This is a genomic window from Psychroflexus sediminis (genome assembly GCF_900099815.1).
GTDB classification, from domain to species: domain Bacteria; phylum Bacteroidota; class Bacteroidia; order Flavobacteriales; family Flavobacteriaceae; genus Psychroflexus; species Psychroflexus sediminis.
This window is the reverse complement of record NZ_FNCW01000004.1, coordinates 150,743-175,073: the sequence shown is the minus strand read 5'-3', so window position 1 is coordinate 175,073 and position 24,331 is coordinate 150,743. Positions and strand designations below refer to the sequence as shown.

Sequence of the window (24,331 nt, the reverse complement as noted above, 5' to 3'; positions counted from 1 at the left end):
TTTAATTAAAGTCAAATTCTACTTCCTTTGCATCTTCAGAACCTTCATCGGCAGAATATCTGGACATTTCCTCAAAGCCAAACCAACCTGCAAAAATGGAGTTTGGAAATACTTTTATATGTGTATTGTATTCTCCAACAGCAGAATTGTAGCGATTTCTTTCGACATTGATTCTATTCTCGGTACCTTCAAGTTGGGTCTGGAGATTCATGAAATTTTGATTGGATTTTAAGTCGGGATAACGTTCTACGCTCACCAGCAATCTGGATAAAGCAGAGTTTAAGCCACCTTGTGCTTGTTCATATTGCTTTATGTTTTCTTCAGTAAGGTTATCGGCATTGATGTTTACTGAAGTGGCTTTGGCTCTTGCTTCGATAACTTCTGTCAATGTATTTCTCTCAAAATCTGCAGCACCCTGTACTGTTTTTACCAAATTTCCAATAAGGTCGTTTCTGCGCTGGTAAGCACTTTCAACATTGCTCCAGGCAGTTTTAGCTTCTTCTCTTAAAGTTACTGCGGTATTATTAAATCCTTTAGTCCAGCTATAGAAGCCAAACCCTACGACAAGGATTATTACAAGGGGAATTAACCACTTTTTCATACTCTTTTGATTTTATTAAAGTTGATTTTTGATTGCGATAAGTTCAGATTTAATAGCTTTCAATTTGCTTATCAGTTCAAATTTTGAAAGCGTTTCTTTTTTGTCTTCGCGTAAATGCGTTTTTGCACCCTCTAAAGTAAATCCACGTTCTTTTACCAAATGGTAGATAAAATCTATGGTTTTTAAGTCATCCTGGGTGAACTTTCTATTTCCTTTTGTGTTTTTTTTGGGCTGGATTTCATCAAATTCTTTTTCCCAAAATCGAATAAGAGAAGCATTTACATCAAAAACTTTGGCGACTTCTCCGATGGAATAGTAAAGTTTTTCTCCAAGCTGTTGTTTCATCAGTCTAGAGATTGGTTTTCAAGGGCAGATTGGTTTAACATGATGTCATATTCTTCTGCTGTCAGATCGCCATGATAGAAATTTATAGGATTCACCACTCTTCCGTTTTTATGGACTTCATAATGTAAATGTGGAGCTGTGGAAAGACCGGTATTTCCTACATAGCCAATAATTTCTCCGCGTTTTACCTTTTGCCCGGGTTTGACCTTAAATTCATTCAAGTGGGCATAATAGGTTTCATATCCAAAACCATGGTCAAGGACAATCAAATTTCCAAAACCGCTGGTTCGACGTGCTTTTTTTACCACAGCATTTCCCGTGGCAAAGACTTCTGTATTTGTAGTAGCAGAAAAATCCATTCCGTTGTGCATCTTTCTGTATTTTAAAATGGGATGCATGCGTATTCCAAAGCCTGAAGCCATTTTCTTTAAGTCATCGTTTTTTACAGGCTGAATAGCTGGAATAGAAGCTAATAGCGCTTCTTTGTTTTTTGCTAATTCTGCGATCTCATCCAATGATTTAGACTGGATAACCAGTCGTTTGGATAATTGATCCAGATTTTTGGTAGTTTCCGCAATAATTTCAGAATTTTCGTAACCTTCCAGGTTTTTGTATCGGTTAATCCCTCCAAATCCAGATTTGCGCTGTTCTTCAGATATAGGATTTGCTTCAAAATAAACCCTGTAAATATTATTGTCACGATCCTCCACATTCTCTAAAACATCCACCACATTTCCCATTCTTTTATTCAAAAGCTCATATTGAAATCTCATGTTTTCAATCTCTCTTTTATAAGCTCTTTCTTTTGGAGTTTCTAAATTCGGAATATTAAGGTAAATAAGCGCTAAGACAAAACTCATAGCAATAATACCCAATATAAATAAGGTGAATAAAGCAAAGCTTTTTCCTTTTTTCGGTTCGATTTTCCGATAGGATAAAGTTTCGCTGTCGTAGTAATATTTTACTTTACTCATTCTTTAATTTTATAGTATTTTTGCGCCGAAAGGGTTTCAAACTACTATTTTGGAACTAACAAATATAGCTTAAATTTGAAACACCTTAAAATAAATTCAGAACAGACTTTATGAACTCTAAACTTCTTCGACGTCAATTTTTAGAATTTTTTGAAAGCAAATCTCACGCCAAAGTAGATTCAGCACCCATTGTACTCAAGGACGATCCTACTTTAATGTTTACCAATGCGGGGATGAATCAGTTCAAATCCTATTTCCTGGGTAATTCTGAACCTAAATATACTCGTGTCACCAACTCTCAAAAATGCTTAAGAGTAAGCGGAAAACACAATGACCTTGAGGAAGTGGGTAAAGACACCTACCACCATACCATGTTTGAAATGTTGGGGAACTGGAGTTTTGGCGATTACTTTAAGAAAGAAGCTATAGAATGGGCCTGGGAATTTTTAACCGAAGTTTTAAAAATCAATACGGATAATTTATACGTTACCATTTTTGAAGGTGACGAGGCTGATGCTTTGCAAAAAGACACCGAAGCCTATGAGTTCTGGAAGAAACTGGTCAAAGAAGACAGGATTTTATTAGGAAACAAAAAAGACAATTTCTGGGAAATGGGTGATCAGGGTCCTTGCGGGCCGGCTTCAGAGATTCACGTGGATATACGAACGGATGAAGAAAAAGCTAAAACACCTGGTAAGGATTTAGTAAACCAAGATCACCCTCAAGTCGTGGAAATCTGGAACCTCGTTTTTATACAATATAACCGCAGAGCAAACGGAAGCCTGGAAACGCTTCCTTCCAAGCATGTTGACACGGGAATGGGCTTTGAGCGTTTATGCATGGTGATGCAGGACAAAACTTCCAATTATGATACCGATGTGTTTACGCCACTTATTCAAGAAATAGAAAACATCACTGGCAAAACCTATGGCACTACCGAAGAAACGGATATCGCTATAAGAGTGATTGCAGATCACGTGAGAGCTGTTGCTTTTGCTATCGCCGACGGACAGTTGCCAAGTAGCACCGGAGCAGGCTATGTGATTCGAAGAATTTTAAGGAGAGCAATCCGTTACGGATTCACCTTCTTGGATGTTAAAACAGCTTTTATATATCAACTTGTTAATGTGTTGGCAAAGCAGATGGGAGAAGCTTTTCCTGAAATTTTAACCCAAGCAGAACTCTGTAAAAATGTAATTCGTGAAGAAGAGAAATCCTTCTTGAGGACCTTAGAACAAGGTCTTGGTCTGTTAGATAATCTGATGCAGGACGCTTCATCCAAAACCATAAGCGGTCAAAAGGCTTTTGAACTTTACGACACCTTTGGATTTCCCATTGATTTGACCAATCTCATACTGAGTGAAAAAGGATACGATTTAGATTTTGAAGCTTTTCATAAAGAATTGGACAAGCAGAAAAGAAGGTCCAAAGATGCTGCGCAAACCAGCTCTGGCGATTGGACGGAAGTAAATCTTAAGGAAACAGGAGAGTTTGTTGGTTACGATCAAACTCAGGCTCATACTCATCTTATAAAATATAGGCAAGTTACTTCCAAAAAAGAGGGTGTTCAATACCAACTGGTATTGAACAAAACACCATTTTATCCCGAAGGCGGAGGTCAGGTTGGTGATAAGGGAGTTTTGGAGTTTAGTGATGGAAATAAAGTGTATATTCTTGATACCAAGAAAGAGAATAACCAAATCATTCATATTTCTAAGACTTTACCAAAAGCTCCTGACGAAGAATTCACAGCCAAAGTAGACGTTAATCTCAGACGAAAAACAGCGGCCAATCATACAGCAACACACCTGTTACATCAGGCTTTACGACAGGTTTTGGGGACGCATGTTGAACAAAAGGGCTCTATGGTCCAGCCAGATTATTTAAGATTTGATTTTTCTCATTTCTCAAAACTGACCGAGGAAGAAGTGGAGGCTGTAGAAAATTTTGTCAATTCCAGGATTGAAGAGAGTTTATCTTTTGAAGAAGAACGTCAAATCGCTTATGATGCAGCTATCGAAAAAGGAGCAATTGCTCTTTTCGGGGAAAAATACGGCGATAAGGTAAGGCTGGTGAAATTTGGTAATTCTATGGAGTTATGCGGTGGAACTCACGTGAATAATACGTCAAACCTCTGGCATTTCATTATCAAAAATGAATCTTCAGTAGCTTCTGGAATAAGACGCATAGAAGCCATCACGTCTGAAGCTGCTAAAGTATTTTTAACCAAAGAATCTCAAATTTTGGATTCGGTAAAGTCTGTTCTGAATCAGCCGCAGAATGTTCTAAAGTCTGTAGAATCTCTTCAGGAAGAAAATCTAAATCTGAAACGGGAAGTTGAACAACTGAATCAACTGAAGCTAAAGCAAATTAAAACTGAATTACAGTCTGAATTTAAAGAAATAGGAGGGATAAACTTTGTCTCTCAAAGAGTCGATCTTGACGCCGGGGCTATGAAAGATTTGGCTTTTCAAATTGGAGGTGAGCAGGATAATGTCTTCATCGTTCTGGGTTCTGAAGCCCAGGGGAAAGCTCTGTTGGCTTGCTATATTTCTAAATCATTGGTGGAAACTGAAGGGTGGAATGCTGGTAAAATCATTAAATCTTTAGGTCAACACATCCAGGGGGGTGGAGGAGGACAGGCCTTTTTTGCTACAGCTGGAGGTAAAAATCCTGACGGAATACCAAAAGCTCTTGAAGAAGCAAAATCCATCGTGGAGCAAAAATCAACCGAAGGCTAGCATGAAATTATCAACTGAGGTAGCTCTTAAAAAAACATCTTATCCCATAGATTATGATTCTAAGGTCTTGTGTCTGGGATCCTGTTTTGCGGAGCACATCAGTTCGAAATTAGATTACTTCAAATTTGAGGTGACGAGTAACCCTTTTGGTATTTTATTTCATCCGGAAGCTATTTTAAATGTGGTTGAAAAGGCCGCTAAGGATGAAGAATTTACTGCAGACGATATTTTTCTGCACAATGATCAATGGCATTCTTTTTTCTCTCATTCGAGATTAAGCAGAAATTCGAAGGCAGAAATTTTAGCTGCCTTAAATTCAGCAAAAAAAGAACTCAATATGGCATGTCGGGAAGCCTCTCATATTATTATAACGCTGGGCACTTCATTTATCTACAGAAATAAATCCACCGGGCAAGGAGTCGCCAATTGTCATAAGCGGCCCCAGGATGATTTTACAAAACAATTGACGTCAATAGATGACTTGAAGAGCATTTTAAATCATCTTACTAGTAGTTTTGAAAAGCTGAAACCACATATAAAACTGGTTTTTACAATTTCACCTGTGAGGCATATCAAAGATGGAATCCAGGAGAATCAAAGAAGTAAAGCGCATCTAATAGCGGCTTTACATGAGGTTTTAGAAGAAAATTCAACCTCATATGATTATTTTCCATCTTATGAATTGATGATAGATGAATTCCGGGATTACCGATTTTATGATCGAGATTTGATTCATCCCAATGCCTTAGCTGTGGATATGATTTGGCATAAGTTTAAATCGACTTTTATCTCCGAATCAGTTTTTGAGGATATGCTAAAGGTTGAAAAACTTCAAAAGACTTTAGCTCACCGACAGACCCAGACTCACGGAGATGCTTTTGATAAACTAAAAGCGTATCAGTCTAAATTAAAAGAGGAATTGGTGAAAAAATATCCTTTTATGAGTTTTGAAAACCTATGACAAGACGAGAGGAAATTATTAAAGCTGCAAAAGTTTTGTTCAGAGAACGAGGCTACAGGTCTGTAAGTATGCGCGATCTTGCTAAATCAATGGATTTTAAAGCAGCGAGTTTGTACAATCATATCAGTTCCAAGGAAGAAATTCTAGCTGAGATAGTTTTGGATGTTGCCCATTTTTTTACCAAAGAGATGGAGCAGGTTAAAAGTCTGGGTGCTGATACCAAAACCCAACTGGAAGCGGTGATTAATCATCATATCCTTATTACTTTGGAAAATCCGGAAGCCATCGCCATAGTGAATAATGACTGGTTGCATTTGGAGGGAATTCACTTTGAAGAATTTTTGAAACTGCGTAATGCTTACGAACAGGATTTACGTGATATAATCAATCAAGGGGTTAATGCTGGAGAAATTGGGTCCAAAAACACTGAGATTGTTCTTTTTTCAATCTTATCGACCTTGAGAACACTACACTCTTGGTATAGAAAACGCAGTGGTATCGATGGTGAACAGCTAAGAAATGATATTACTGAAATTCTTTTAAGAGGGGTCATCAAATAAATTGTCAAAGTGAGTTTTCGCTTTAATAAAGTCATTTAAATTCCCAAAGCTTTGTTTATTTTAGTCGGATGTATTTAAAGTTTATAAAGCCTTTTTTAGATTTTATTTTGAGTTTTATCGGGCTTTTGCTCCTAAGTCCATTTCTGATTTTAATCTGGGCTTTACTTCTATATGTGCATAAAGCAAACCCCATTTTTTTTCAAAAGCGGGTTGGACAATTCGGAAACCTGTTCACTGTTTTTAAATTTAAGACTATTAAAGAAAAGGGTCAGTCCAATTCATTACTTAAATTGTTACGTAAAACAAAAATTGATGAACTGCCACAGTTGATCAATGTTTTAAAAGGTGAAATGAGCCTGGTAGGGCCGAGGCCGGATATTCCAGGATATTACGATTTGTTAAAAGGAGGTGAGCGTCAGATTCTACAACTTAAACCCGGTATAACTGGCTATGCTTCTCTCAAATTTATAAACGAAGAATATATATTAAGTCAGCAGAAAGATAAATTAAGGTATAATGATGAGGTTATTTTTCCTGAAAAAGTCAAATTAAATCTTTACTATTACAGAAACGTTTCGCTTCTGTTTGATTTCAAAATCCTTTTAAAAACAATACTTTTACCCCTGCATCGCTAATCTATTTTTATGAGTTCAGCATTATCAAAAATCTGGTTATCCTCACCACATATGGGAGGTCAGGAAGAGGAGTTTGTAGCCAAAGCTTTTAGGGAAAACTGGATAGCTCCTTTAGGCCCTAACCTTAATGGCTTTGAATCTGATCTTGAAAATTATATAGGAAACGATAAGCATATCGCTGTATTGAGTAGCGGTACTGCAGCAATTCATTTAGCATTAGTTCAACTGGGAGTATCTGAAGGTGATGAAGTAATATGTCAAAGCTTTACCTTTTGTGGTTCAGCTAACCCAATTATGTACCAAGGCGCTAGCCCAGTTTTTGTAGATAGTGAGCCATCAACATGGAATATCTGTCCGAAAGCTCTGGAAACGGCAATTTTGGATAGACTAGATAAAGGTAAAACTCCCAAAGCCATTATTCCAGTGCATCTCTACGGTATGCCTTACTTAATTGAAGAAGTTGCTGCAGTGGCCGCGAAATATAATATACCCATTATTGAAGACGCTGCCGAATCTCTCGGGTCAACTTACAAGTCTCAAAAATGCGGAAGTTTCGGAGATTTTGCCGCACTGTCTTTCAATGGAAATAAAATTATAACGACGTCGGGAGGTGGTGCTTTGGTTTGTAAGTCTCAACCAACAAAAAAAAGAGCTGTTTTTTATTCTACCCAAGCCAGGGATGACGCCCCACATTATCAACATTCCGAAATTGGATTCAATTATAGAATGAGTAATGTTTCTGCTGGAATTGGACGTGGACAGATGTTAGTTCTAGAAAAACATGTAGCCCTGAGAAGAGAGATGCATCAATTTTATCAAGAAATTTTTGCGAAAATCGATGGTATTACGGTGCTGACCGAGCCTTCAGAAGATTATTTCAGCAATCATTGGTTGACGGCAATTCTGGTAAATCCAAGTAAGACTCAAGGTATCGATAGAGAGCAAATGCGATTGCATCTTGAAACTTATAATATTGAAAGCCGGCCACTTTGGAAACCCATGCATCTCCAGCCAGTATTTGCAGACAGGCCTTATTATGGTACAAATGTCGCTGAAGAATTATTTGAAAACGGACTTTGTTTACCCTCAGGATCAAACCTGGAGGACCCGGATAGAAAACGCATAAAATCTGCTATTCTGGAACTATTTAAAAAATAAAACTATGGACCTATTTGAGCTTATAAAAAAAAGAAGATCCGTCTTTCCAAAACAGTATAACAAGGAGCCTATTCTTAAGGAAGAATTAGATAAAATCCTGTCTTCAGCCAACTGGGCTCCTACTCATAAAAAGACCGAGCCTTGGCGTTTTAAGGTTGTGCAGGGGGGTGCTAAGTTAAAATTAGCAGATTTTCTTGCTGATAAAAACGCTGAAGCTGAGGCCAAGCCTTCGGCATTCAAAAGAAAAAAAATAGTCTCCAAGTTTGAAGAATCTCATACAGTAATTGCTATCTGTATGCAAAGAAGTCCGAATGGACAGCCTCCGGAATGGGAGGAGATTTCTGCTGTAGCTATTGCCGTGCAAAACATCTGGCTGGCCTGTACCGAACTGCATATTGGAGCTTACTGGAGCTCACCCTCTTATAAAGACCTGGTTAGTGATTTTTTCAATTTAAAGGAAGGAGAATCTTGTTTAGGATTTTTCTATATGGGGAAATATGATGGCGAACCTGAAGAAGGTGAACGCAAGACGCCGATAGAAGCTAAGGTTGAATATTACCTCTAAGCCACCAATATGTTATCCGGCTTCAATAATTTAACACCAATTTTTTAAAACCTAAACTAACAAACGTTAGTTTTGTTATTAAATCAGTAATAAATGCCGAGTTTTTTTCCGATTAAAGTCAAGGATGTCTACAAAGAAACAGAAGATTGTTCTGTAGTCACTTTTGATATTCCTGAAGATTTGAAACCAGATTTCAAATACAATCCAGGTCAGCATCTCACCTTAAAAAAAGACATCGACGGTGAGGATGTAAGAAGGTCCTATTCGCTTTGTTCCAGTCCAGTAGATGAAGAGTGGAAAGTAGCTGTTAAACAGATTTATGAAGGTAAATTTTCTACCTATGTGAATCACAAGTTGAAGGCAGATGATATTTTGGAAGTAATGCCACCTAGTGGTGATTTTGGTGTTGATATACAGCAGGATTCCGATAAAACCTATTTATTTTTTGCCGCAGGAAGTGGGATTACACCCATTTTATCGATGATAAAAACGCATCTGGCTATGGAGCCTCAGGCAAATTGTAAGCTTTTTTACTTGAATAAGAATGCTAAATCCATTATCTTCAAGGAAGAAATTGAGCAAATTAGAAATCGTTACTTCGGAAGATTTGAGATTTTCTATTTTTTAACCAGAGAACAACGCGATATTGAATTGCTAAACGGGAGGTTTACTCCTGAAAAAATACGGGCTTTAGCCAATACAGTTTTTGACCTCGAAGAAATAAGTGATGTTTTTGTCTGTGGACCTGAACAGATGATTTTTATGATCCGTGACGAGTTAACTTCACTTGGTTTGGGCGAAGATAAAATTCATTTTGAATTGTTTGTTTCAGGACTTTCAGAAGAGGACAAAAAACGAACCGAAGAAGCTCTGGCTAAACGAAAGGACGGGACTCAAATCACTATTTTGGATGGAGGAAAGGAATTTCATTTTGCGATGGACAAAGCCTATGATAATATTTTGGATGCAGCCTTAGCTGCCGGAGCAGATCTCCCTTTCGCCTGTAAAGGTGGTGTTTGCAGCACCTGTAAATGCCGGGTAATGGAAGGAAATGTGGAAATGAAAGTGAATTACGCTCTAGAAAAACACGAAGTTGCTCAAAATCTGGTACTGAGTTGTCAATCTGTACCAACTACAGATAAAGTAACTGTTGATTTTGACGTTTAATAAAATTTGAAAAAATAAGCTACTATGGAAAATATGAAAGAAAAAGAACAGATGAAAAGCTTAGAAGATATTTTTGAAGCAAAGATTGCTCGTGATGAAAAAATCGAGCCAAAAGACTGGATGCCGGAGAAATATAGAAAAACACATATTCGTCAAATTTCCCAGCATGCGCATTCCGAAATTGTCGGGATGCTGCCGGAAGGAAACTGGATTACCAGAGCACCTTCTTTAAGAAGAAAGGTAGCCCTGCTGGCAAAAGTTCAGGATGAGGCCGGACACGGACTTTATCTATATTCTGCCTGTGAAACTCTGGGAATTTCCAGAGAGGAACTATACCATCAACTGCATTCAGGAAAGGCTAAATATTCAAGTATTTTCAATTATCCAACACTTACTTGGGCAGATATAGGAGCGATTGGCTGGTTGGTCGACGGTGCAGCAATCATCAATCAGGTGCCCTTGTGCAGTACCTCTTTTGGACCTTATGCCAGAGCTATGGTAAGGGTTTGTAAGGAAGAGAGTTTCCACCAAAGACAGGGCTATGAAATCATGATGACGCTTTGCAACGGAACCCAGGAACAAAAAGATATGGCACAGGATGCGTTAAACCGTTGGTGGTGGCCCTCATTAATGATGCTTGGCCCTACAGATGACGAGTCTACGCATACAGAACAGTCCATGAAATGGAAATTAAAACGTAAAACCAATGACGAATTACGTCAGCAGTTTATAGACCAAACGGTTCCTCAGGCTGATATTCTTGGCCTTAAAGTACCGGATGAAGACTTGAAATACAATAATGAAACCGGTCATTATGACTTTGGAGAAATCGACTGGGAAGAGTTTTGGCAGGTTGTTAAAGGTCACGGCATGTGCAATAAAGAACGTATTTCAGCCAGAAAAAATGCCTGGGATAAGGGTGAATGGGTAAGAGATGCAGCCATTGCTTACGCAGACAAACAAACTGAAAAAGAAGTAAAAGAAGCGGTATGATAAGTAAGAAGTACAAAGTAAGAAGTACAAAGTAAGGTGTATTGAGATCAAAGAGGAGTGAGGAGAGAAAAAAGAGAAAAGAGAATAATTTTTAATTTTGACTCACGACCTGCCTTAGCCAAGGAACGCTGGCAGGCTCACGACTATAAAAAACAAATACTATGAAAAAAAACTGGCCACTTTGGGAAGTTTTCGTTAGAAGTAAAAATGGACTGGAACACCGCCACTTCGGGAGTTTACATGCTCCAGATGCCGATATGGCTCTTAAAAATGCAAGAGATGTTTACACAAGACGCAGTGAAGGTGTAAGCATTTGGGTGGTAGAATCCAAAAATATAAAGGCCTCAAATCCAGATGAAAATGGAGAAATGTTTGAGCCTGCAGCCGACAAAGCTTATCGCCACCCTACATTTTACGAATTGCCAGACGACATAGAGCATATGTAGTGGGTAAACAGGCTATTCTAATTTTAAAGATTTAAGTACATGACAAACGAAAATTTAATTCAATATATCTACGGGATTGCCGATAACTCTCTGATTTTAGGTCAGCGGATTTCTGAACTTTGTGGTCATGGACCAACCCTCGAAACGGATATTGCCATGACCAATATGGCTCTGGATTTACTGGGCCAGACTCGAAGTTACTACCAGTACGTTGCCGAACTTTCCTCAAAAGATATAACCGAAGATGATGTTGCCTTTTTAAGAACAGAGCGCGAGTACAAAAATGTGCTGTTGGTCGAGCAACCCAACACGGATTTTGCCTATATCATTGTGAGACAATATTTCTTTGACGTTTTCCATTTTATGCTTTTGAAGGAATTAGAAAATTCAAAAAACGTTAATTTTCAGGCGATCGCTAAAAAAAGCCTGAAGGAAGTGTCTTATCACAAGCGTTTTTCCGGAGACTGGCTCAAAAGACTGGGCGATGGAACGGAGGAAAGCAAGCAGAAAGCTCAGAAAGCGGTTGATGATTTGTGGGTATATACCGACGAGCTATTTCATATGACAGACCATGATAAGAAAGTGGCAGAAGCAGGCTACGGTGTTGATGTGACAATTTTTAAAACAGCCTACTACGAGACGATAACTGCTTTACTCAAAGAAGCTACACTAAATATTCCAGATGTAAAATATTTTCAGAAAGGAGGAAAAAATGGAATTCACACGGAGCATATGGGTTTTATACTATCAGATATGCAGTATATGCAGAGAACCTATCCAGATATGAAGTGGTAGAGTAGAGGTTAGAAATTAGATATTAGAAGTTCAATATTTGATACTAGAGAAAGAGCCTTGAATTAATTGAGTTACCAATAACTATCCACAAAAAAGCTAACAACCAATAACTAACTTATGACGCAGGACGTAGACATAGATAGTGAGTTACATGAGATTCTGAAATCGGTTCCCGATCCTGAGATTCCTGTATTGTCTATTATCGATTTAGGCGTTGTTCGTTCCGCAAAAATATTGCCCAATAAAGAGGTTAAAGTTGAAATTACGCCTACCTACAGCGGATGCCCTGCTATGGATGTCATCGGTGACGATATCAAAACCGAGCTCACAAAACACGGCTACACCCCTCAAGTTAAACTCATTTTATCACCTGCCTGGACCACAGACTGGATGACTGAAGAGGGCAAAAAAGCACTCAAGGATTACGGTATCGCTCCTCCCATGGACGCGACGTCAGACAAAGACGCCCTGCTAGGTAACAAGCGCGTCATTCCTTGCCCGCAATGCGAATCCAAAAACACGAGGTTGGTAAGTCAGTTTGGCTCCACGGCCTGCAAGGCGATGTTTAAATGCGAGGACTGCGAAGAAACCTTCGATTATTTTAAATGTCTTATCTAAGTTCTTTTTGGCGGTTACCCCATCCCCATAGCATTGGGGACGAGGGTCAGGCCTGCCTTTCCAAGGAACGCAGGCAGGCTTTCGGCAGTCGCTTTCTTCCACTGCTGAAGCAGACGGAAGAAGAGCTCCAACATATGCTTCAATCCCTAACCGGGGCTTATTCCTGGGATTTGTTTTTCAGCACTTTCGGTAAAGATCACTTAGATGGATTAAAGCTGAGTCAATCTCATTTCAAAGAGGTTTTACATCCTAATTTTGTAACTTTTCAGCTTAAAAATCACTAAAAATATAAACTTATGGATTCCAGTATATTACTCACTATTCAAAATCAGGTTGCTTACATCAGTTTTAATAGACCCCGTAAATTCAACAGTTTCAATCGGGAAATGGCTTTTGCTTTGCAGAAAACCCTTGATGACTGCATCCGAAACGATGAGGTAAGAGCTATCGTTTTAACTGGGGAAGGAAAAGCTTTTTGTGCAGGTCAGGATATCCAGGAAATTACAGATCCGGACCAGCATCCTGGCTTTAAGCAAATATTGGAGGATCATTACAATCCTATCATAACCAGAATTCGAAATATCGAAAAACCGGTCATCGCTGCTGTCAATGGGGTAGCTGCTGGTGCAGGAGCCAACATCGCTTTAGCTTGCGATATTGTTGTTGCCATCGAACAAGCCAGTTTTATACAGGCCTTTTCAAAAATTGGACTGATACCCGATTCGGCCGGAACCTTTTTCCTCCCCAGACTTATCGGTTTTCAGAGAGCCTCTGCTTTAGCTATGCTAGGGGATAAGGTGGATGCCGTGGAAGCAGAACGCATGGGGATGATTTATAAATATTTTTCAGCAGAAACCTACCAGGCTGAAGTAGAGCAGTTAGCTGAAAAGCTGGCCAAAATGCCAACCAAAGCTTTGGCTTATACCAAAAAAGCACTGAACAAGTCTTTCAACAATTCACTTGAAGATCAACTCGCTCTGGAGTCTGAATACCAAATCGCCGCCGCCAATACAGAAGATTATGAAGAAGGGGTATCCGCATTTATGGAGAAGAGAGAGGCGAAGTTTAAAGGACATTAATTTCAAAATTTAAATTCATTATTTTTTATTTCAAATTTTAAATAACTAATTATGACAGCTTCGGAATTAGAAAACAGATTAATAGATTTTGCAGTAGAATGCATTAAACTAACGAATAAAGCACAGAAGTCGTTTGCCTCTGAGCATATGAATAGTCAGTTAATCAGATCTTCAACAAGTGTGGCTTTAAATTATTCTGAAGCCCTTGGAGGTTCATCATTCAAAGATTATATCTTCAAGATGCAAATTTGTTTAAAAGAATTAAAAGAGTCTAAAACAAATTTGCTTATTCAACAGAAATCTGAATTATATCACGAAACTGAATCAATTAAAACTTTAATAGAAGAAGCGGAAGAATTAATTAAGATCTTTTCAAAAAGCATTGCTACTTCTAAAAAGAAAAATGGATTGAAATAAAAAATCACTTTAAAAGGAACTTAAAAATTTGAAATAACAATTTTGAAATAATAAATACAAAATATTAATGAAAGTAGCCATAATAGGAAGCGGCACCATGGGAAGCGGCATTGCACAGGTCGCGGCAACGGCGGGTTGCCAGGTCCAGCTTTACGATACAAAACGGGAAGCCTTGGATAAAGCCAAACAGGCTTTGGAGAACATATTAAACCGATTGATTGAAAAAGGAAGAATCGATGAAACCGAAAAAAACAGGATTCAGTCTAATATCTCCTATGAGGAAAACTTAAAGTCCCTTGCCAAGGCTGACTTAACCATAGAAGCCATCATTGAAAATCTGGAAATTAAGCAAAAGGTGTTTAAGGAGCTCGAAAGCTATCAAAGTAAAGAAGCAATTATCGCCAGCAATACTTCTTCTTTATCAATAGCTTCTATCGCTTCAGCTTTGGAGTACCCAGAGCGATGTATTGGGGTTCACTTTTTCAATCCAGCGCCATTGATGCCTTTGGTAGAAATTGTGCCTGCAGTACAAACGTCTCAGGAGGTTTTTGATAAGGTCTTTTCAACGATTCAGGACTGGAAGAAAGTCCCCGTAAAAGCTCAGGATACCCCTGGCTTTATTGTGAATCGAGTCGCACGTCCGTTCTATGGTGAAGCCTTAAGAATATACGAAGAGCGTTTTGCAGGTGTTCCCGAAGGAGAAGCTGGTTTCGCAACGATTGATTGGGCGATGAAAGAATTTGGCAGTTTTAAAATGGGGCCTTTTCAGTTGATGGATTTTATTGGTAACGATGTGAATTATACAGTGACTGAAATTGTATTCAAAGCCTTTTACTACGATCCAAGATATAAACCTTCTTTTACTCAGAAGCGCTTTGAGGAGGCAGGCTATTTAGGCCGCAAGTCAGGAAAAGGGTTTTATAATTATGACGGAAATGCTCAAAAAGCAGCTCCTGTAAAAGATCGAGAAATGGGTCAGAAGATTTTTGATCGCGTATTGGTTATGCTTATCAATGAGGCAGCAGATGCTTTATTCTTAAGCATTGCCTCGGCCAAAGACATTGATCTGGCGATGACCAAAGGCGTGAATTATCCTAAGGGACTTTTAAAATGGGCTAATGAAAAAGGTATAACTTGGTGCGTAGAACAAATGGATCACCTTTACGATATCTATAGAGAAGACAGATACCGGTGTAGTCCTCTGTTGAGGAAGATGGCGAAGGAAGGTGGGAGGTTTTAAATAGAAGGTTTTAGGTGATAGGGTTTAGGTGGGAGGTTGTAGGAGAGGGGTGTTAGGTAGTAGGAAAAATAGTTAAGAAATGAAGAATTTCAAGTATCATTTTAAATTTGAGGATTTGAAAGTCTATCAAAAAGCAATGGAGTTTGGTGAAGTTGTTCATCAGCAAACGAAAAGTTTTCCTAGAGAAGAGCGATTCAAATTGACTTCCCAATTCAAAAGAGCGAGTGATTCCATAGCTTTAAATATCGCAGAAGGCTCAGCTGGAACAGATAAACAATTTTATAATTATCTTGGAAATGCTTATCACAGCTTACATGAATGTGTGTCTTGCAGTACAAAGCTTTCCAAAGAAACTATATGAGTCAAGAGACTAATGAAACAAATCGCGAATACTTAGTTGAGTTGGCTGAAATGATTAGCAGCTTACGTGCTTCAATTTCAAAAAGAATAAGAAGCAAATAAAATGACCTAAAACTTAACCTATGTCCTACAACCTAATACCTAAAAAGATGCTCTCCCAAGATCCCTTCAGCACCTGGCTGGGAATTGAAATTTTGGAAGTGAGTTTGGGGAAATGCAAAGTGGGTTTGAAGATACGACCAGAGATGCTAAATTCGATGCAGAAAGCACATGGAGGTATTACTTATGCTTTAGCTGATACGGCTTTTGGTTTTGCAGCCAATACTTACGGGAAGTATGCAGTGTCTATCGAAACGTCTATCAATCATATTGAAGCTCTCGGAGTCGATGATTATATTACGGCAGAATCGACTGTTGAGGTGACTAAAAATAGACTTGGATTTCATTATGTTGAAGTAAAGCGAGGAGAAGAAATTGTAGCCCTTTTTAAAGGGGTGGTGTATAGAACTTCAAAAGAGTGGGACTTAACTAATGACTAAAAACATTAAATTGAAAACGAATTTGCGTTAGGTACCTGCCTGCCGGCAGGCAGGTTGCAGTGGAAAGCCCGGATAGTAGGTGTTGAGCTGAAACAGCTTTGCCAAAGCGACTGAAAGGAGCTCATGGGAAAGTTTGTGAAAGCCATCTCCAGAAGAGGACTTGAAACGAAAAGCCTGTTAACGCCCAAAATAATAAACAAATTAACTATGGACGCATACATTATAGACGGGATACGAACACCAATTGGGAACTATAAAGGGACGCTTTCGCCAGTGAGAGCAGATGATCTGGGCGCTTTGGTGATCAAAGAAATTTTGAGAAGAAACCCATCTATCCCCAAGGAAGCTTTTGATGATGTCATTTTAGGCTGTGCCAATCAGGCTGGAGAAGATAACCGGAATGTAGCCCGAATGTGCTCGCTATTGGCGGGTTTGCCACACTCTGTGCCTGGAGAAACCGTCAACAGATTGTGTAGTAGTGGACTTTCGGCTATTATTCATGCCAATCGAGCGATAAAAGCGGGAGATGGTGAATTGTTTATCGCTGGTGGAGTGGAGCACATGACACGAGGTCCTTACGCTATTGCAAAACCCTCTTCGGCTTTTGGTAATGATGCTAAAATGTACGACACGAGTTTCGGGTGGCGGTTTGTCAATCCCAAAATGCATGAGATGTACGGCACCGACGGCATGGGATTGACGGCAGAAAATCTGGTCGATATTCATGAAATTTCGCGTGAAGATCAGGATGCGTTTGCCTATCACTCGCAAAGGAAAGCCAGTAAGGCTCAGGAAAATGGACGTCTGGCGAAAGAGATTATCGCAGTAAATATTCCAAGGCGGAAGCAGGAGGATCTGGTTTTTGCTCAGGATGAGTTTGTAAAACCTCAAACTAAACTGGAAGTCTTAGGTAAACTTAGACCAGCCTTTAGGAAAGAGGGGAGCGTGACTGCCGGGAATTCTTCAGGACTAAACGATGGCGCAGCCGCTACCATTGTAGCCTCACAAAAGGCTATTGATGCCTATAATTTGAAGCCTATTGCGAAAATTTTAAGTTCGGCAGTAGTAGGTGTAGAGCCAAGGATTATGGGCATTGGACCAGTGGAGGCTTCCAATAAAGCTCTGGCAAAAGCTGGTTTGAAAATGGAAGATATGGATATCATCGAGCTGAATGAAGCTTTTGCCGCTCAATCTTTAGCCTGTATCAGGGCCTGGGGATTGAACGATGATGATCCGAGAATAAACCCGAATGGTGGTGCGATTGCGATTGGTCACCCCTTGGGTGTTACCGGAACCCGGTTAGCCTATACGGCAGCACTTCAGCTTCAGTTAACCAATAAAAAATACGCATTAATAACTATGTGTGTTGGAGTAGGACAGGGTTACGCTGCTATTATTGAAAGAGTTTAGCCATGCTGAGTGCCGTGAATGTAATGATTCGGTAAAGTCCCGAGAGCATTGCGATTTGGGATGCGTTCGCGTTGGACAGGGCTATGCTGCTGTGATTGAGAATGTGATTTAAATTAGTTTTTTGTATTTATGTTTTATAAATATGATATGTAAATAATTATTATATTTGATAAAACTATAATCATGACGACATTTACATCTTCACTACCAGATGATTTGTTAGATAAGCTAGCTAAAGCTTCTTCTAATTTGAAAATGCCTAAAAATAAAATTATAGAAAGAGCATTGAATATTTATTTGGAGCAACTCGATAGGGCAGCTTATGAAAAATCCTACAAAAGGATGGCTAATGATCCAGATATGATTGCGATGGCTGAAGAAGGCATGGCTGACTATTTTGAGCTATTAAAGGAATTTGATAAAGAATGAAAAAAGGAGAAATTTGGGAGGTTTTTCTTGATCCTGCTCTCGGGAGTGAACAAAGTGGACGGCGCCCTGCGGTAGTTATTTCTGGAAATTTGGCTAATAAACATTTGAATACCGTGATAGTTTGTCCTTTAACCTCCAAACTTAAGAATTATCATGGTAATCTTATCGTAAATCCAAATGGGCGTAACGGATTGAAAAGAAAATCTGAGGTAATGTCCGTACATGTAAGATCTATTTCTAAAGAAAGGTTCAAGAAAAAGCTGGGTCATTTGAATGTTTCTGAAATGGGCGTGGTAATCGAAAATCTTGAAAAAATCATTAAATATTGATCATAAAATACTAAACATGCAAACCACACAAAGTTATATACAAGGCCAATGGACTCAGGGAAAAGGTGAAGATCAGCCGATTTGTGATTCCATTACCGGAGAACATTTCACTTCTATAAATGTAGAGGGGTTCAATATTCCTGAGGTCCTGGCCTATGGTCGTGAAAAGGGGGATACACTCCGGAAAATGACTTTCCAGGAACGCGGCAATATGCTGAAATCCTTAGCTTTCTATCTTCAAAAGAAAAAAAGAGCCTTCTATGAACTGAGTTACCGTACGGGAGCTACCAAGCGGGATTCGTGGTTTGATATCGACGGGGGTTTTGGAAATTTGTTTGCCAATGCTTCGTTGCGAAAATTGTTTCCCAATCAGCCTTTTGATGTGGAAGGGGATCCTATTGATTTGTCGCATGGCGGACGATTTATGGCCCATCATATTCTGGTGCCTAAAGAAGGAGTAGCGGTGCATATCAATGCCTTTAACTTCCCTGTGTGGGGAATGCTGGAGAAATGCGCGGTGAACTGGATGGCGGGTGTTCCTGCCGTAGTTCTGCCGGCACCGCAGTCGGCTTACTTAACCGAGGCGGTAGTCAAGGAAATCATCGCTTCCGGAATTTTACCGGAAGGCGCTTTACAGCTGATTTCAGGAACCGAAAAAAGCATTTTAGACCATGTCGAATCTCAGGATATAGTGACCTTTACAGGTTCAGCAACGACGGGCCGACTATTGAAAAGTCACCCGAGACTGCTTGAGGAATCCGTTCCTTTTACGATGGAAGCGGACTCGTTGAATGCTTCAATCCTGGGAGAGGACGCCGTTCCCGGAACGCCAGAATTTGATTTGTTCATTCGTGAGGTGCGAAATGAAATGACGGTAAAATGCGGTCAGAAATGTACGGCTATTCGGCGTGCTATCGTTCCTGAGTCTTTAATTGAAGATGTACAAATCGCTTTAGGCAAAGCTTTGGATAAAGTCACACTTGGCGATCCGAGACTGAAGGAGGTACGTATGGGTAGCTTAATCGATAAAAAACAGGTGGAAGCCGTTAAAAAAGCAGTTGATCAAATTTCAAAAACAGCAGAAATAGTCTATGGCGACTTTAATGCTGTGGAAACCCTCAATGCTGAATTTGACAAAGGAGCTTTTGTGAAGCCCATTTTGATGAGAGAACATGAGCCTTTCAAAAATGAAGCCGCTCATGTTACAGAAGCTTTTGGTCCTGTAAGTACACTGATGCCTTATAAATCCTTAGAGGAAGCCATCCAGCTTTCCAAAAAAGGAAAGGGTTCTCTGGTGAGTTCCATATTTACCAATGATGATACTATAGCGCGTGATTATACGCTCAAAGCAGCATCTCATCACGGAAGGATTATGTGCATTAATCGAGAATCTGCCAAGCAGAGTACAGGACATGGTTCGCCATTGCCAAATCTGGTCCATGGTGGCCCCGGACGAGCAGGTGGTGGAGAAGAAATGGGAGGAAAACGCGGCATCAAACACTTTATGCAGCGTTGTGCCATACAGGGAAGTCCGACGACCCTGACTGAAATCACAGGAATTTATCAGCCCAAAGCTAAGTATAAAGAAACTGAAAAGCATCCGTTTGCTTATCACTGGGAAGACATTCAGCCGGGGATGTCCTTAAAAACCCATAACCGAACCTTGACTGATACCGACATCATTAATTTTGGGAACCTCACCTGGGATCATTTTTATGCACACACTGATATTACTTCCTTAGAAGGCAGCATTTTTGAGCAGCGGACCGCACACGGTTATTTTATTATCTCAGCCGCCGCTGGATTGTTTGTATACCCGAACAAAGGTCCGGTTGCAGCCAACTATGGCCTGGAAGAAATCCGATTTTTGAGACCGCTGTATCACAACGATACGATTCATGTGCGACTGACCTGTAAAGAAAAGGTGGACAGAGATCAAAAAGGAAAGGAGCTTCCAAGCGGCATTGTGAAATGGTATGTGGAGGTATTCGATACGGAAGCCGTCGAAGAAGATGATAAACTGGTCGCCATCGCTACCATCCTGACGATGGTCCAGAAGAAGCAGACTACGTTTCATGACATCGATAGAGATTTTGTTGAAAGCAAGCTAAAAGCACTTTCAGAAGAAAGTCAGCCTCAATGGGGAATGATGACACCACAGCATATGCTGGAGCATTTGGAAATGACTTTGAAAATAGCTACAGAAGAAATTTCAGATTTTGAAGTTGCTACACCGGAGGAGCATCTCGAAAAGGTACAGGAAACCTTGTACAATTACGAGAAAATGCCAAAAGGCTACAAGATGCCTTTGATGAAAAAAGACGGGCTTGAGGTGTTGCAGCATGAGAATCTCGATGAAGCCAAAAAAGCACTGCTGGAAGCCTATGACACTTTTGTAGTTTTCTTTAGAGAACATCCCGATGCCACAACTAAAAATGCTGTCTTTGGAGAGCTGACAGCTTTTGAATGGAAACTATTAAATCGAAAACATTTCAATCATCATTTTGAGCAGTTTGGGTTGATTTAATCATGCATTATCTTAAATCCATACTTAATCCAATTGTGAATCATACTAACAATCATTAGTTTTGAAGGACATTCGAAATCGATTGAGAAATAGAATAAATTATGACAAAACCTTACGTTAAAAAAGATATTCAGGACAGGATAGCAACGGTAGAATTCTTTCATCCGGCACATAATTCTCTGCCCAGCGATATTCTGGCCGAGTTGGCAGAAACGATAACTGAAGTCGGACAAGATGATAATGTCCTTGTGATTATAGTGAAGTCAGGAGGAGAGCGTACCTTCTGTGCTGGTGCCAGCTTTAAAGAACTGATTTCTATTGAAGATGAAAAAACCGGAGAGCAGTTCTTCAGTGGATTTGCCAATGTCATTAACGCCATGCGTACATGCCCAAAATTCATCATTGGTCGCGTCCAGGGAAAAACCGTTGGCGGCGGCGTAGGCCTAGCCTCATCTATGGATTATTGCATGGCAACGAAATTTGCAGCCATCAAATTAAGTGAACTGAATTTAGGCATAGGCCCGTTTGTGGTGGGTCCGGCTGTGGAGCGAAAACTGGGTGTAAGCGGAATGTCACAGATCGCGATAGACGCCAACACCTTTTATTCGGCTGAATGGGCCAGGGATAAAGGTTTGTTTGCAAATGTTTATGAGACCACTGAAGAGCTGGATATAGCCGTTTCAGAATTTGCTAAAAATCTATGTGAATATAACCCTGAAGCCGTGAAGCATATGAAACAAATGTTCTGGCGAGGCACTGAAGACTGGGATGAGCTGTTGATAGAACGCGCAAAAATCAGCGGGAAACTGGTGTTGAGCTCGTTTACGAAAGAGAAACTGAAGAGGTTTAAGTGATTAGAGGGTAGTATTTAGAGAAAAGTAAATGGTTATTAAAAATCACTAATTTTATTTTTTTTAAACATTCTAAATATTTTGAAAAGTAGATATCACTTTAATTTTGAGGACTTGAATGTATATCAAAAGGCAATGGAATTTGGTGAAATAGTTTACAATCAGATCAAAAGATTCCCAAAAATTGAAGATTATAGGCTTTCATCACAATTTGCTCGTGCAGCAGATTTGATCGCTTTTAATATAGCAGAAGGTTCTGGTGGTTCTGATGCTAGCTTTTTAAATTATTTGAGAATTGCAAGGAACAGTTCAAGAGAATGTGTATCTGCATCGACAAAAGCTTATAGAAGAAACTATATTTCTTTTGACGAATATGAAATCAATAGAGGTTATCTTGTTGAAATTAATAAAATGCTATCTTCTTTAATGAAATATATAAAAAGTAAAGATAATTAGTCAATATATTAATTGGTATGCTCTACCCGCTACAACCTAACCACTACCCTCTAAAATTAATGTATTATGAGTATATATTCATTTAAAGGACATATCCCCGTCATTCACGAATCCAGCTTTGTGCATCCACAGGCAGCGGTCACCGGAAATGTGATTATCGGTAAAGACTGCTATATAGGACCGGGTGCGGCCATTCGAGGAGACTGGGGTGAGATTATACTGGAAGACGGAGTTAATGTTCAGGAGAATTGTACCGTTCACATGTTCCCCGGGAAGTCGATCGTTTTGAAAAAAGGAGCTCACGTAGGACATGGGGCTATCATTCATGGGGCCAATTTAGGTAGGAATTGCCTGATCGGAATGAATTCTGTCATTATGGACGATGCTGAAATTGGCGCTGAATCTATCATTGGTGCTCTGGCATTTGTGAAAGCAGAGACTAAAATCCCCAGGCGAAGTTTAGTCGTAGGCAATCCAGCCAAAATCATTAAAAAAGTATCCGATGAAATGATTGCCTGGAAAACTGCCGGAACCAAACTATATCAGCAATTGCCTGCCGATTGTCACAACAGTTTGGAAGAGGTTGAGCCAATGAGAACGATTCCTGAAAACAGGCCCAAGCAGGAAGATTTTTATGAGACATTAAAAGAATTTAAAGGCGAAAACTGATTGTGACTTAATCAGTTTGAAAGCAAAAGCTAGAAAGAAAAGGTATGAGTAAAGAAACCACAGAATTTAAACTTCCTAAAATGGGAGAAAGCATTACCGAAGGTACTATCTTAAATTGGATAGTAGGGGAAGGGGAAAGTTTTCAGGAGGGTGATATTTTAGTAGAGGTGGGAACGGATAAAGTCGATAACGAAGTTCCTGCGCCATGTTCGGGACGGCTTGTTGAAATTAGGTTTGAAGCTAAGGAAGTTGTTAAAATCGGTGAAGTTATTGCGATTCTGGAATCCTCAGGTCAAGCAGAATCACCTTCAGAAGAGAAAGAAAGCAAAGCAAATACATCAGAGAAGCAGCCTGAGCGCCAGGCACCCAAAGCGCCACAGAAGCAAAAAACAAAAGCTCAGACACAGACCACTAATGCGGAGTGGAAATCAGGGACAAGAGGGAATCACTTTTATTCACCTCTGGTTGAAAAAATAGCCAGAGATTACCACATCAGCTACGAAGAGCTGGCTAGAATTCCAGCTTCCGGAACCGATGAGCGGTTGAAAAAATCTGATGTCTATAAATACTTAGAAGACGGAAGACCGGCTCAGTTTGCCCAGCCTGTGCCTGACCCATCCTCGGGCTTTCAAGTTCCCGTTTTGAAATTTGACAAAGGGAAAGGAAAGCTTGTGGAGATGGACAGGATGCGACAGATGATTGCCGATCATATGGTGTTTTCCAAACACACCTCACCCCATGTCACGGCTTATGTAGAAGCAGATATGACCGGGCTGGTCAACTGGAGAAATGAAAACAAGGCAAAATTCCAGGAAGAAACCGGTGAGAAATTAACTTACACTCCACTTTTCATTCAGGCAGTGACAAAGGCCATTCAGGATTTTCCGATGATAAATTCTTCACTGGACGGAAATAACATCATTGTAAAGGATGATATCAATATCGGAATGGCAACCGCCTTACCTAGTGGAAATCTGATTGTCCCTGTGGTAAAGAATCCTGATCAAAAAGATTTGAAAATCTTAGCCAAAGAGGTTAATGCCCTCGTGGCAAAAGCCAGGGATAACAAACTGACCAGTGATGATACCCGGGGAAGTACGTTTACCATCTCCAATGTGGGAACCTTTGGTAGCCTGATGGGAACACCCATTATCAACCAGCCGGAGGCAGCCATATTAGCTACGGGAATCATAAAGAAAAGAGCTGAGGTTATCGAATATGAGGACGGAGATCAAATAGAAATCAGGCAGATGATGTATTTGTCTTTATCTTTTGATCATCGGATTGTCGATGGCTATTTGGCGGGAAGTTTTTTAAGAAGAATTGCGGATTATTTGGAGGACTCTTAAAATTTCACGCAAAGTCGCTAAGACGCAAAATAGAGTGAACAGTGAATTGAATGAGACCCAATTATCAAAAATTAAAGATTGCAGATTATTTGGAGGATTCTTAAGATTACATGCAAA

At 39.7% G+C, this 24,331-nt stretch carries 28 protein-coding genes; 25 read left to right on the top strand and 3 right to left on the bottom strand.

The annotated features are described in order from the left end of the window. Position 1: 1 nt before the first annotated feature. Genes BLP81_RS05280 through BLP81_RS05270 form a run of 3 tightly spaced genes read right to left on the bottom strand, consistent with a single transcriptional unit; the run spans position 2 to position 1,920 of the window. Complete coding sequence (locus BLP81_RS05280; protein WP_093366621.1) at positions 2 to 601, bottom strand: LemA family protein; 600 nt, start codon at positions 599 to 601, stop codon at positions 2 to 4. Positions 602 to 616: 15 nt separating this feature from the next. After that, positions 617 to 946: a MerR family transcriptional regulator gene (locus BLP81_RS05275; protein WP_093366618.1), complete on the bottom strand. Its 330-nt coding sequence runs from the start codon at positions 944 to 946 to the stop codon at positions 617 to 619. Next, complete coding sequence (locus BLP81_RS05270; protein WP_093366615.1) at positions 946 to 1,920, bottom strand: M23 family metallopeptidase; 975 nt, start codon at positions 1,918 to 1,920, stop codon at positions 946 to 948. The genes BLP81_RS05275 and BLP81_RS05270 overlap by 1 nt, the downstream gene beginning before the upstream one ends. A 110-nt stretch (positions 1,921 to 2,030) precedes the next feature. On the opposite strand from BLP81_RS05270, the gene alaS reads away from it, so the two are divergent. From alaS to BLP81_RS05145, 25 genes are all read left to right on the top strand, one after another. Continuing rightward, a complete protein-coding gene (alaS, locus tag BLP81_RS05265) occupies positions 2,031 to 4,661 on the top strand; it encodes an alanine--tRNA ligase (protein WP_093366612.1) in 2,631 nt (876 codons plus the stop codon). A gap of 1 nt (position 4,662) precedes the next feature. Then, positions 4,663 to 5,622 carry a GSCFA domain-containing protein gene (locus BLP81_RS05260; RefSeq protein ID WP_093366609.1) on the top strand — a complete coding sequence of 320 codons (960 nt, stop codon included), beginning with the start codon at positions 4,663 to 4,665 and terminating at the stop codon, positions 5,620 to 5,622. Further along, positions 5,619 to 6,182, top strand: a complete 564-nt coding sequence (locus tag BLP81_RS05255; RefSeq protein WP_093366606.1) for a TetR/AcrR family transcriptional regulator — start codon at positions 5,619 to 5,621, stop codon at positions 6,180 to 6,182. The genes BLP81_RS05260 and BLP81_RS05255 overlap by 4 nt, the downstream gene beginning before the upstream one ends. 68 nt (positions 6,183 to 6,250) lie before the next feature. After that, on the top strand, positions 6,251 to 6,817 hold the full coding sequence (locus tag BLP81_RS05250; RefSeq protein ID WP_093366603.1) for a sugar transferase: 567 nt from the start codon (positions 6,251 to 6,253) through the stop codon (positions 6,815 to 6,817). A gap of 9 nt (positions 6,818 to 6,826) precedes the next feature. Continuing rightward, positions 6,827 to 7,975, top strand: a complete 1,149-nt coding sequence (locus BLP81_RS05245; RefSeq protein ID WP_093366600.1) for a DegT/DnrJ/EryC1/StrS family aminotransferase — start codon at positions 6,827 to 6,829, stop codon at positions 7,973 to 7,975. 4 nt (positions 7,976 to 7,979) lie between these two features. Beyond that, positions 7,980 to 8,540, top strand: coding sequence for a nitroreductase family protein (locus BLP81_RS05240; protein ID WP_093366598.1), 561 nt, complete (start codon positions 7,980 to 7,982; stop codon positions 8,538 to 8,540). Between the two features lie 93 nt (positions 8,541 to 8,633). Continuing rightward, entirely contained in the window at positions 8,634 to 9,707 is a 1,074-nt protein-coding gene (locus BLP81_RS05235) for a 2Fe-2S iron-sulfur cluster-binding protein (RefSeq protein ID WP_093366596.1), read from the top strand. A 33-nt stretch (positions 9,708 to 9,740) separates the two neighbouring features. Continuing rightward, positions 9,741 to 10,700: a 1,2-phenylacetyl-CoA epoxidase subunit PaaA gene (gene paaA, locus BLP81_RS05230; RefSeq protein ID WP_394330527.1), complete on the top strand. Its 960-nt coding sequence runs from the start codon at positions 9,741 to 9,743 to the stop codon at positions 10,698 to 10,700. A 161-nt stretch (positions 10,701 to 10,861) separates the two neighbouring features. Then, the gene (gene paaB, locus BLP81_RS05225; protein WP_093366588.1) at positions 10,862 to 11,146 is read left to right on the top strand and encodes a 1,2-phenylacetyl-CoA epoxidase subunit PaaB; all 285 of its coding nucleotides are present in this window, start codon (positions 10,862 to 10,864) and stop codon (positions 11,144 to 11,146) included. 39 nt (positions 11,147 to 11,185) lie between these two features. Then, entirely contained in the window at positions 11,186 to 11,941 is a 756-nt protein-coding gene (gene paaC / locus BLP81_RS05220) for a 1,2-phenylacetyl-CoA epoxidase subunit PaaC (RefSeq protein WP_093366585.1), read from the top strand. A gap of 117 nt (positions 11,942 to 12,058) precedes the next feature. Beyond that, positions 12,059 to 12,559 (top strand): 1,2-phenylacetyl-CoA epoxidase subunit PaaD, encoded by a 501-nt coding sequence (gene paaD, locus BLP81_RS05215; protein ID WP_093366582.1) that lies wholly within the window; start codon positions 12,059 to 12,061, stop codon positions 12,557 to 12,559. Then, entirely contained in the window at positions 12,547 to 12,843 is a 297-nt protein-coding gene (locus BLP81_RS05210; protein WP_093366580.1) for a hypothetical protein, read from the top strand. The genes paaD and BLP81_RS05210 overlap by 13 nt, the downstream gene beginning before the upstream one ends. A 12-nt stretch (positions 12,844 to 12,855) precedes the next feature. Further along, on the top strand, positions 12,856 to 13,638 hold the full coding sequence (locus BLP81_RS05205) for an enoyl-CoA hydratase-related protein (RefSeq protein ID WP_093366578.1): 783 nt from the start codon (positions 12,856 to 12,858) through the stop codon (positions 13,636 to 13,638). A gap of 51 nt (positions 13,639 to 13,689) precedes the next feature. Then, a complete protein-coding gene (locus BLP81_RS05200) occupies positions 13,690 to 14,055 on the top strand; it encodes a four helix bundle protein (RefSeq protein WP_093366575.1) in 366 nt (121 codons plus the stop codon). Positions 14,056 to 14,122: 67 nt separating this feature from the next. After that, the gene (locus BLP81_RS05195) at positions 14,123 to 15,295 is read left to right on the top strand and encodes a 3-hydroxyacyl-CoA dehydrogenase NAD-binding domain-containing protein (RefSeq protein ID WP_093366573.1); all 1,173 of its coding nucleotides are present in this window, start codon (positions 14,123 to 14,125) and stop codon (positions 15,293 to 15,295) included. A 79-nt stretch (positions 15,296 to 15,374) separates the two neighbouring features. Beyond that, positions 15,375 to 15,656 carry a four helix bundle protein gene (locus BLP81_RS05190; RefSeq protein ID WP_317039067.1) on the top strand — a complete coding sequence of 94 codons (282 nt, stop codon included), beginning with the start codon at positions 15,375 to 15,377 and terminating at the stop codon, positions 15,654 to 15,656. A 121-nt stretch (positions 15,657 to 15,777) separates the two neighbouring features. Then, positions 15,778 to 16,194 (top strand): PaaI family thioesterase, encoded by a 417-nt coding sequence (locus BLP81_RS05185; protein WP_093366570.1) that lies wholly within the window; start codon positions 15,778 to 15,780, stop codon positions 16,192 to 16,194. A gap of 207 nt (positions 16,195 to 16,401) precedes the next feature. Continuing rightward, positions 16,402 to 17,604 carry a 3-oxoadipyl-CoA thiolase gene (gene pcaF / locus BLP81_RS05180; RefSeq protein ID WP_093366902.1) on the top strand — a complete coding sequence of 401 codons (1,203 nt, stop codon included), beginning with the start codon at positions 16,402 to 16,404 and terminating at the stop codon, positions 17,602 to 17,604. 183 nt (positions 17,605 to 17,787) lie between these two features. Then, positions 17,788 to 18,033 carry a CopG family transcriptional regulator gene (locus tag BLP81_RS05175; protein ID WP_093366569.1) on the top strand — a complete coding sequence of 82 codons (246 nt, stop codon included), beginning with the start codon at positions 17,788 to 17,790 and terminating at the stop codon, positions 18,031 to 18,033. Then, a complete protein-coding gene (locus tag BLP81_RS05170; protein WP_093366566.1) occupies positions 18,030 to 18,362 on the top strand; it encodes a type II toxin-antitoxin system PemK/MazF family toxin in 333 nt (110 codons plus the stop codon). Before BLP81_RS05175 ends, BLP81_RS05170 begins: the two co-directional genes overlap by 4 nt. Before the next feature lie 16 nt (positions 18,363 to 18,378). After that, positions 18,379 to 20,889, top strand: a complete 2,511-nt coding sequence (gene paaZ, locus BLP81_RS05165; protein ID WP_093366899.1) for a phenylacetic acid degradation bifunctional protein PaaZ — start codon at positions 18,379 to 18,381, stop codon at positions 20,887 to 20,889. A 101-nt stretch (positions 20,890 to 20,990) separates the two neighbouring features. Beyond that, positions 20,991 to 21,743, top strand: coding sequence for an enoyl-CoA hydratase/isomerase family protein (locus BLP81_RS05160; protein WP_093366564.1), 753 nt, complete (start codon positions 20,991 to 20,993; stop codon positions 21,741 to 21,743). A gap of 111 nt (positions 21,744 to 21,854) precedes the next feature. Beyond that, entirely contained in the window at positions 21,855 to 22,196 is a 342-nt protein-coding gene (locus tag BLP81_RS05155) for a four helix bundle protein (protein ID WP_262501424.1), read from the top strand. Positions 22,197 to 22,262: 66 nt separating this feature from the next. After that, the gene (locus tag BLP81_RS05150; protein ID WP_093366558.1) at positions 22,263 to 22,865 is read left to right on the top strand and encodes an acyltransferase; all 603 of its coding nucleotides are present in this window, start codon (positions 22,263 to 22,265) and stop codon (positions 22,863 to 22,865) included. Positions 22,866 to 22,909: 44 nt separating this feature from the next. Further along, complete coding sequence (locus tag BLP81_RS05145) at positions 22,910 to 24,214, top strand: dihydrolipoamide acetyltransferase family protein (protein ID WP_093366555.1); 1,305 nt, start codon at positions 22,910 to 22,912, stop codon at positions 24,212 to 24,214. The last annotated feature ends 117 nt before the right edge of the window (positions 24,215 to 24,331 follow it).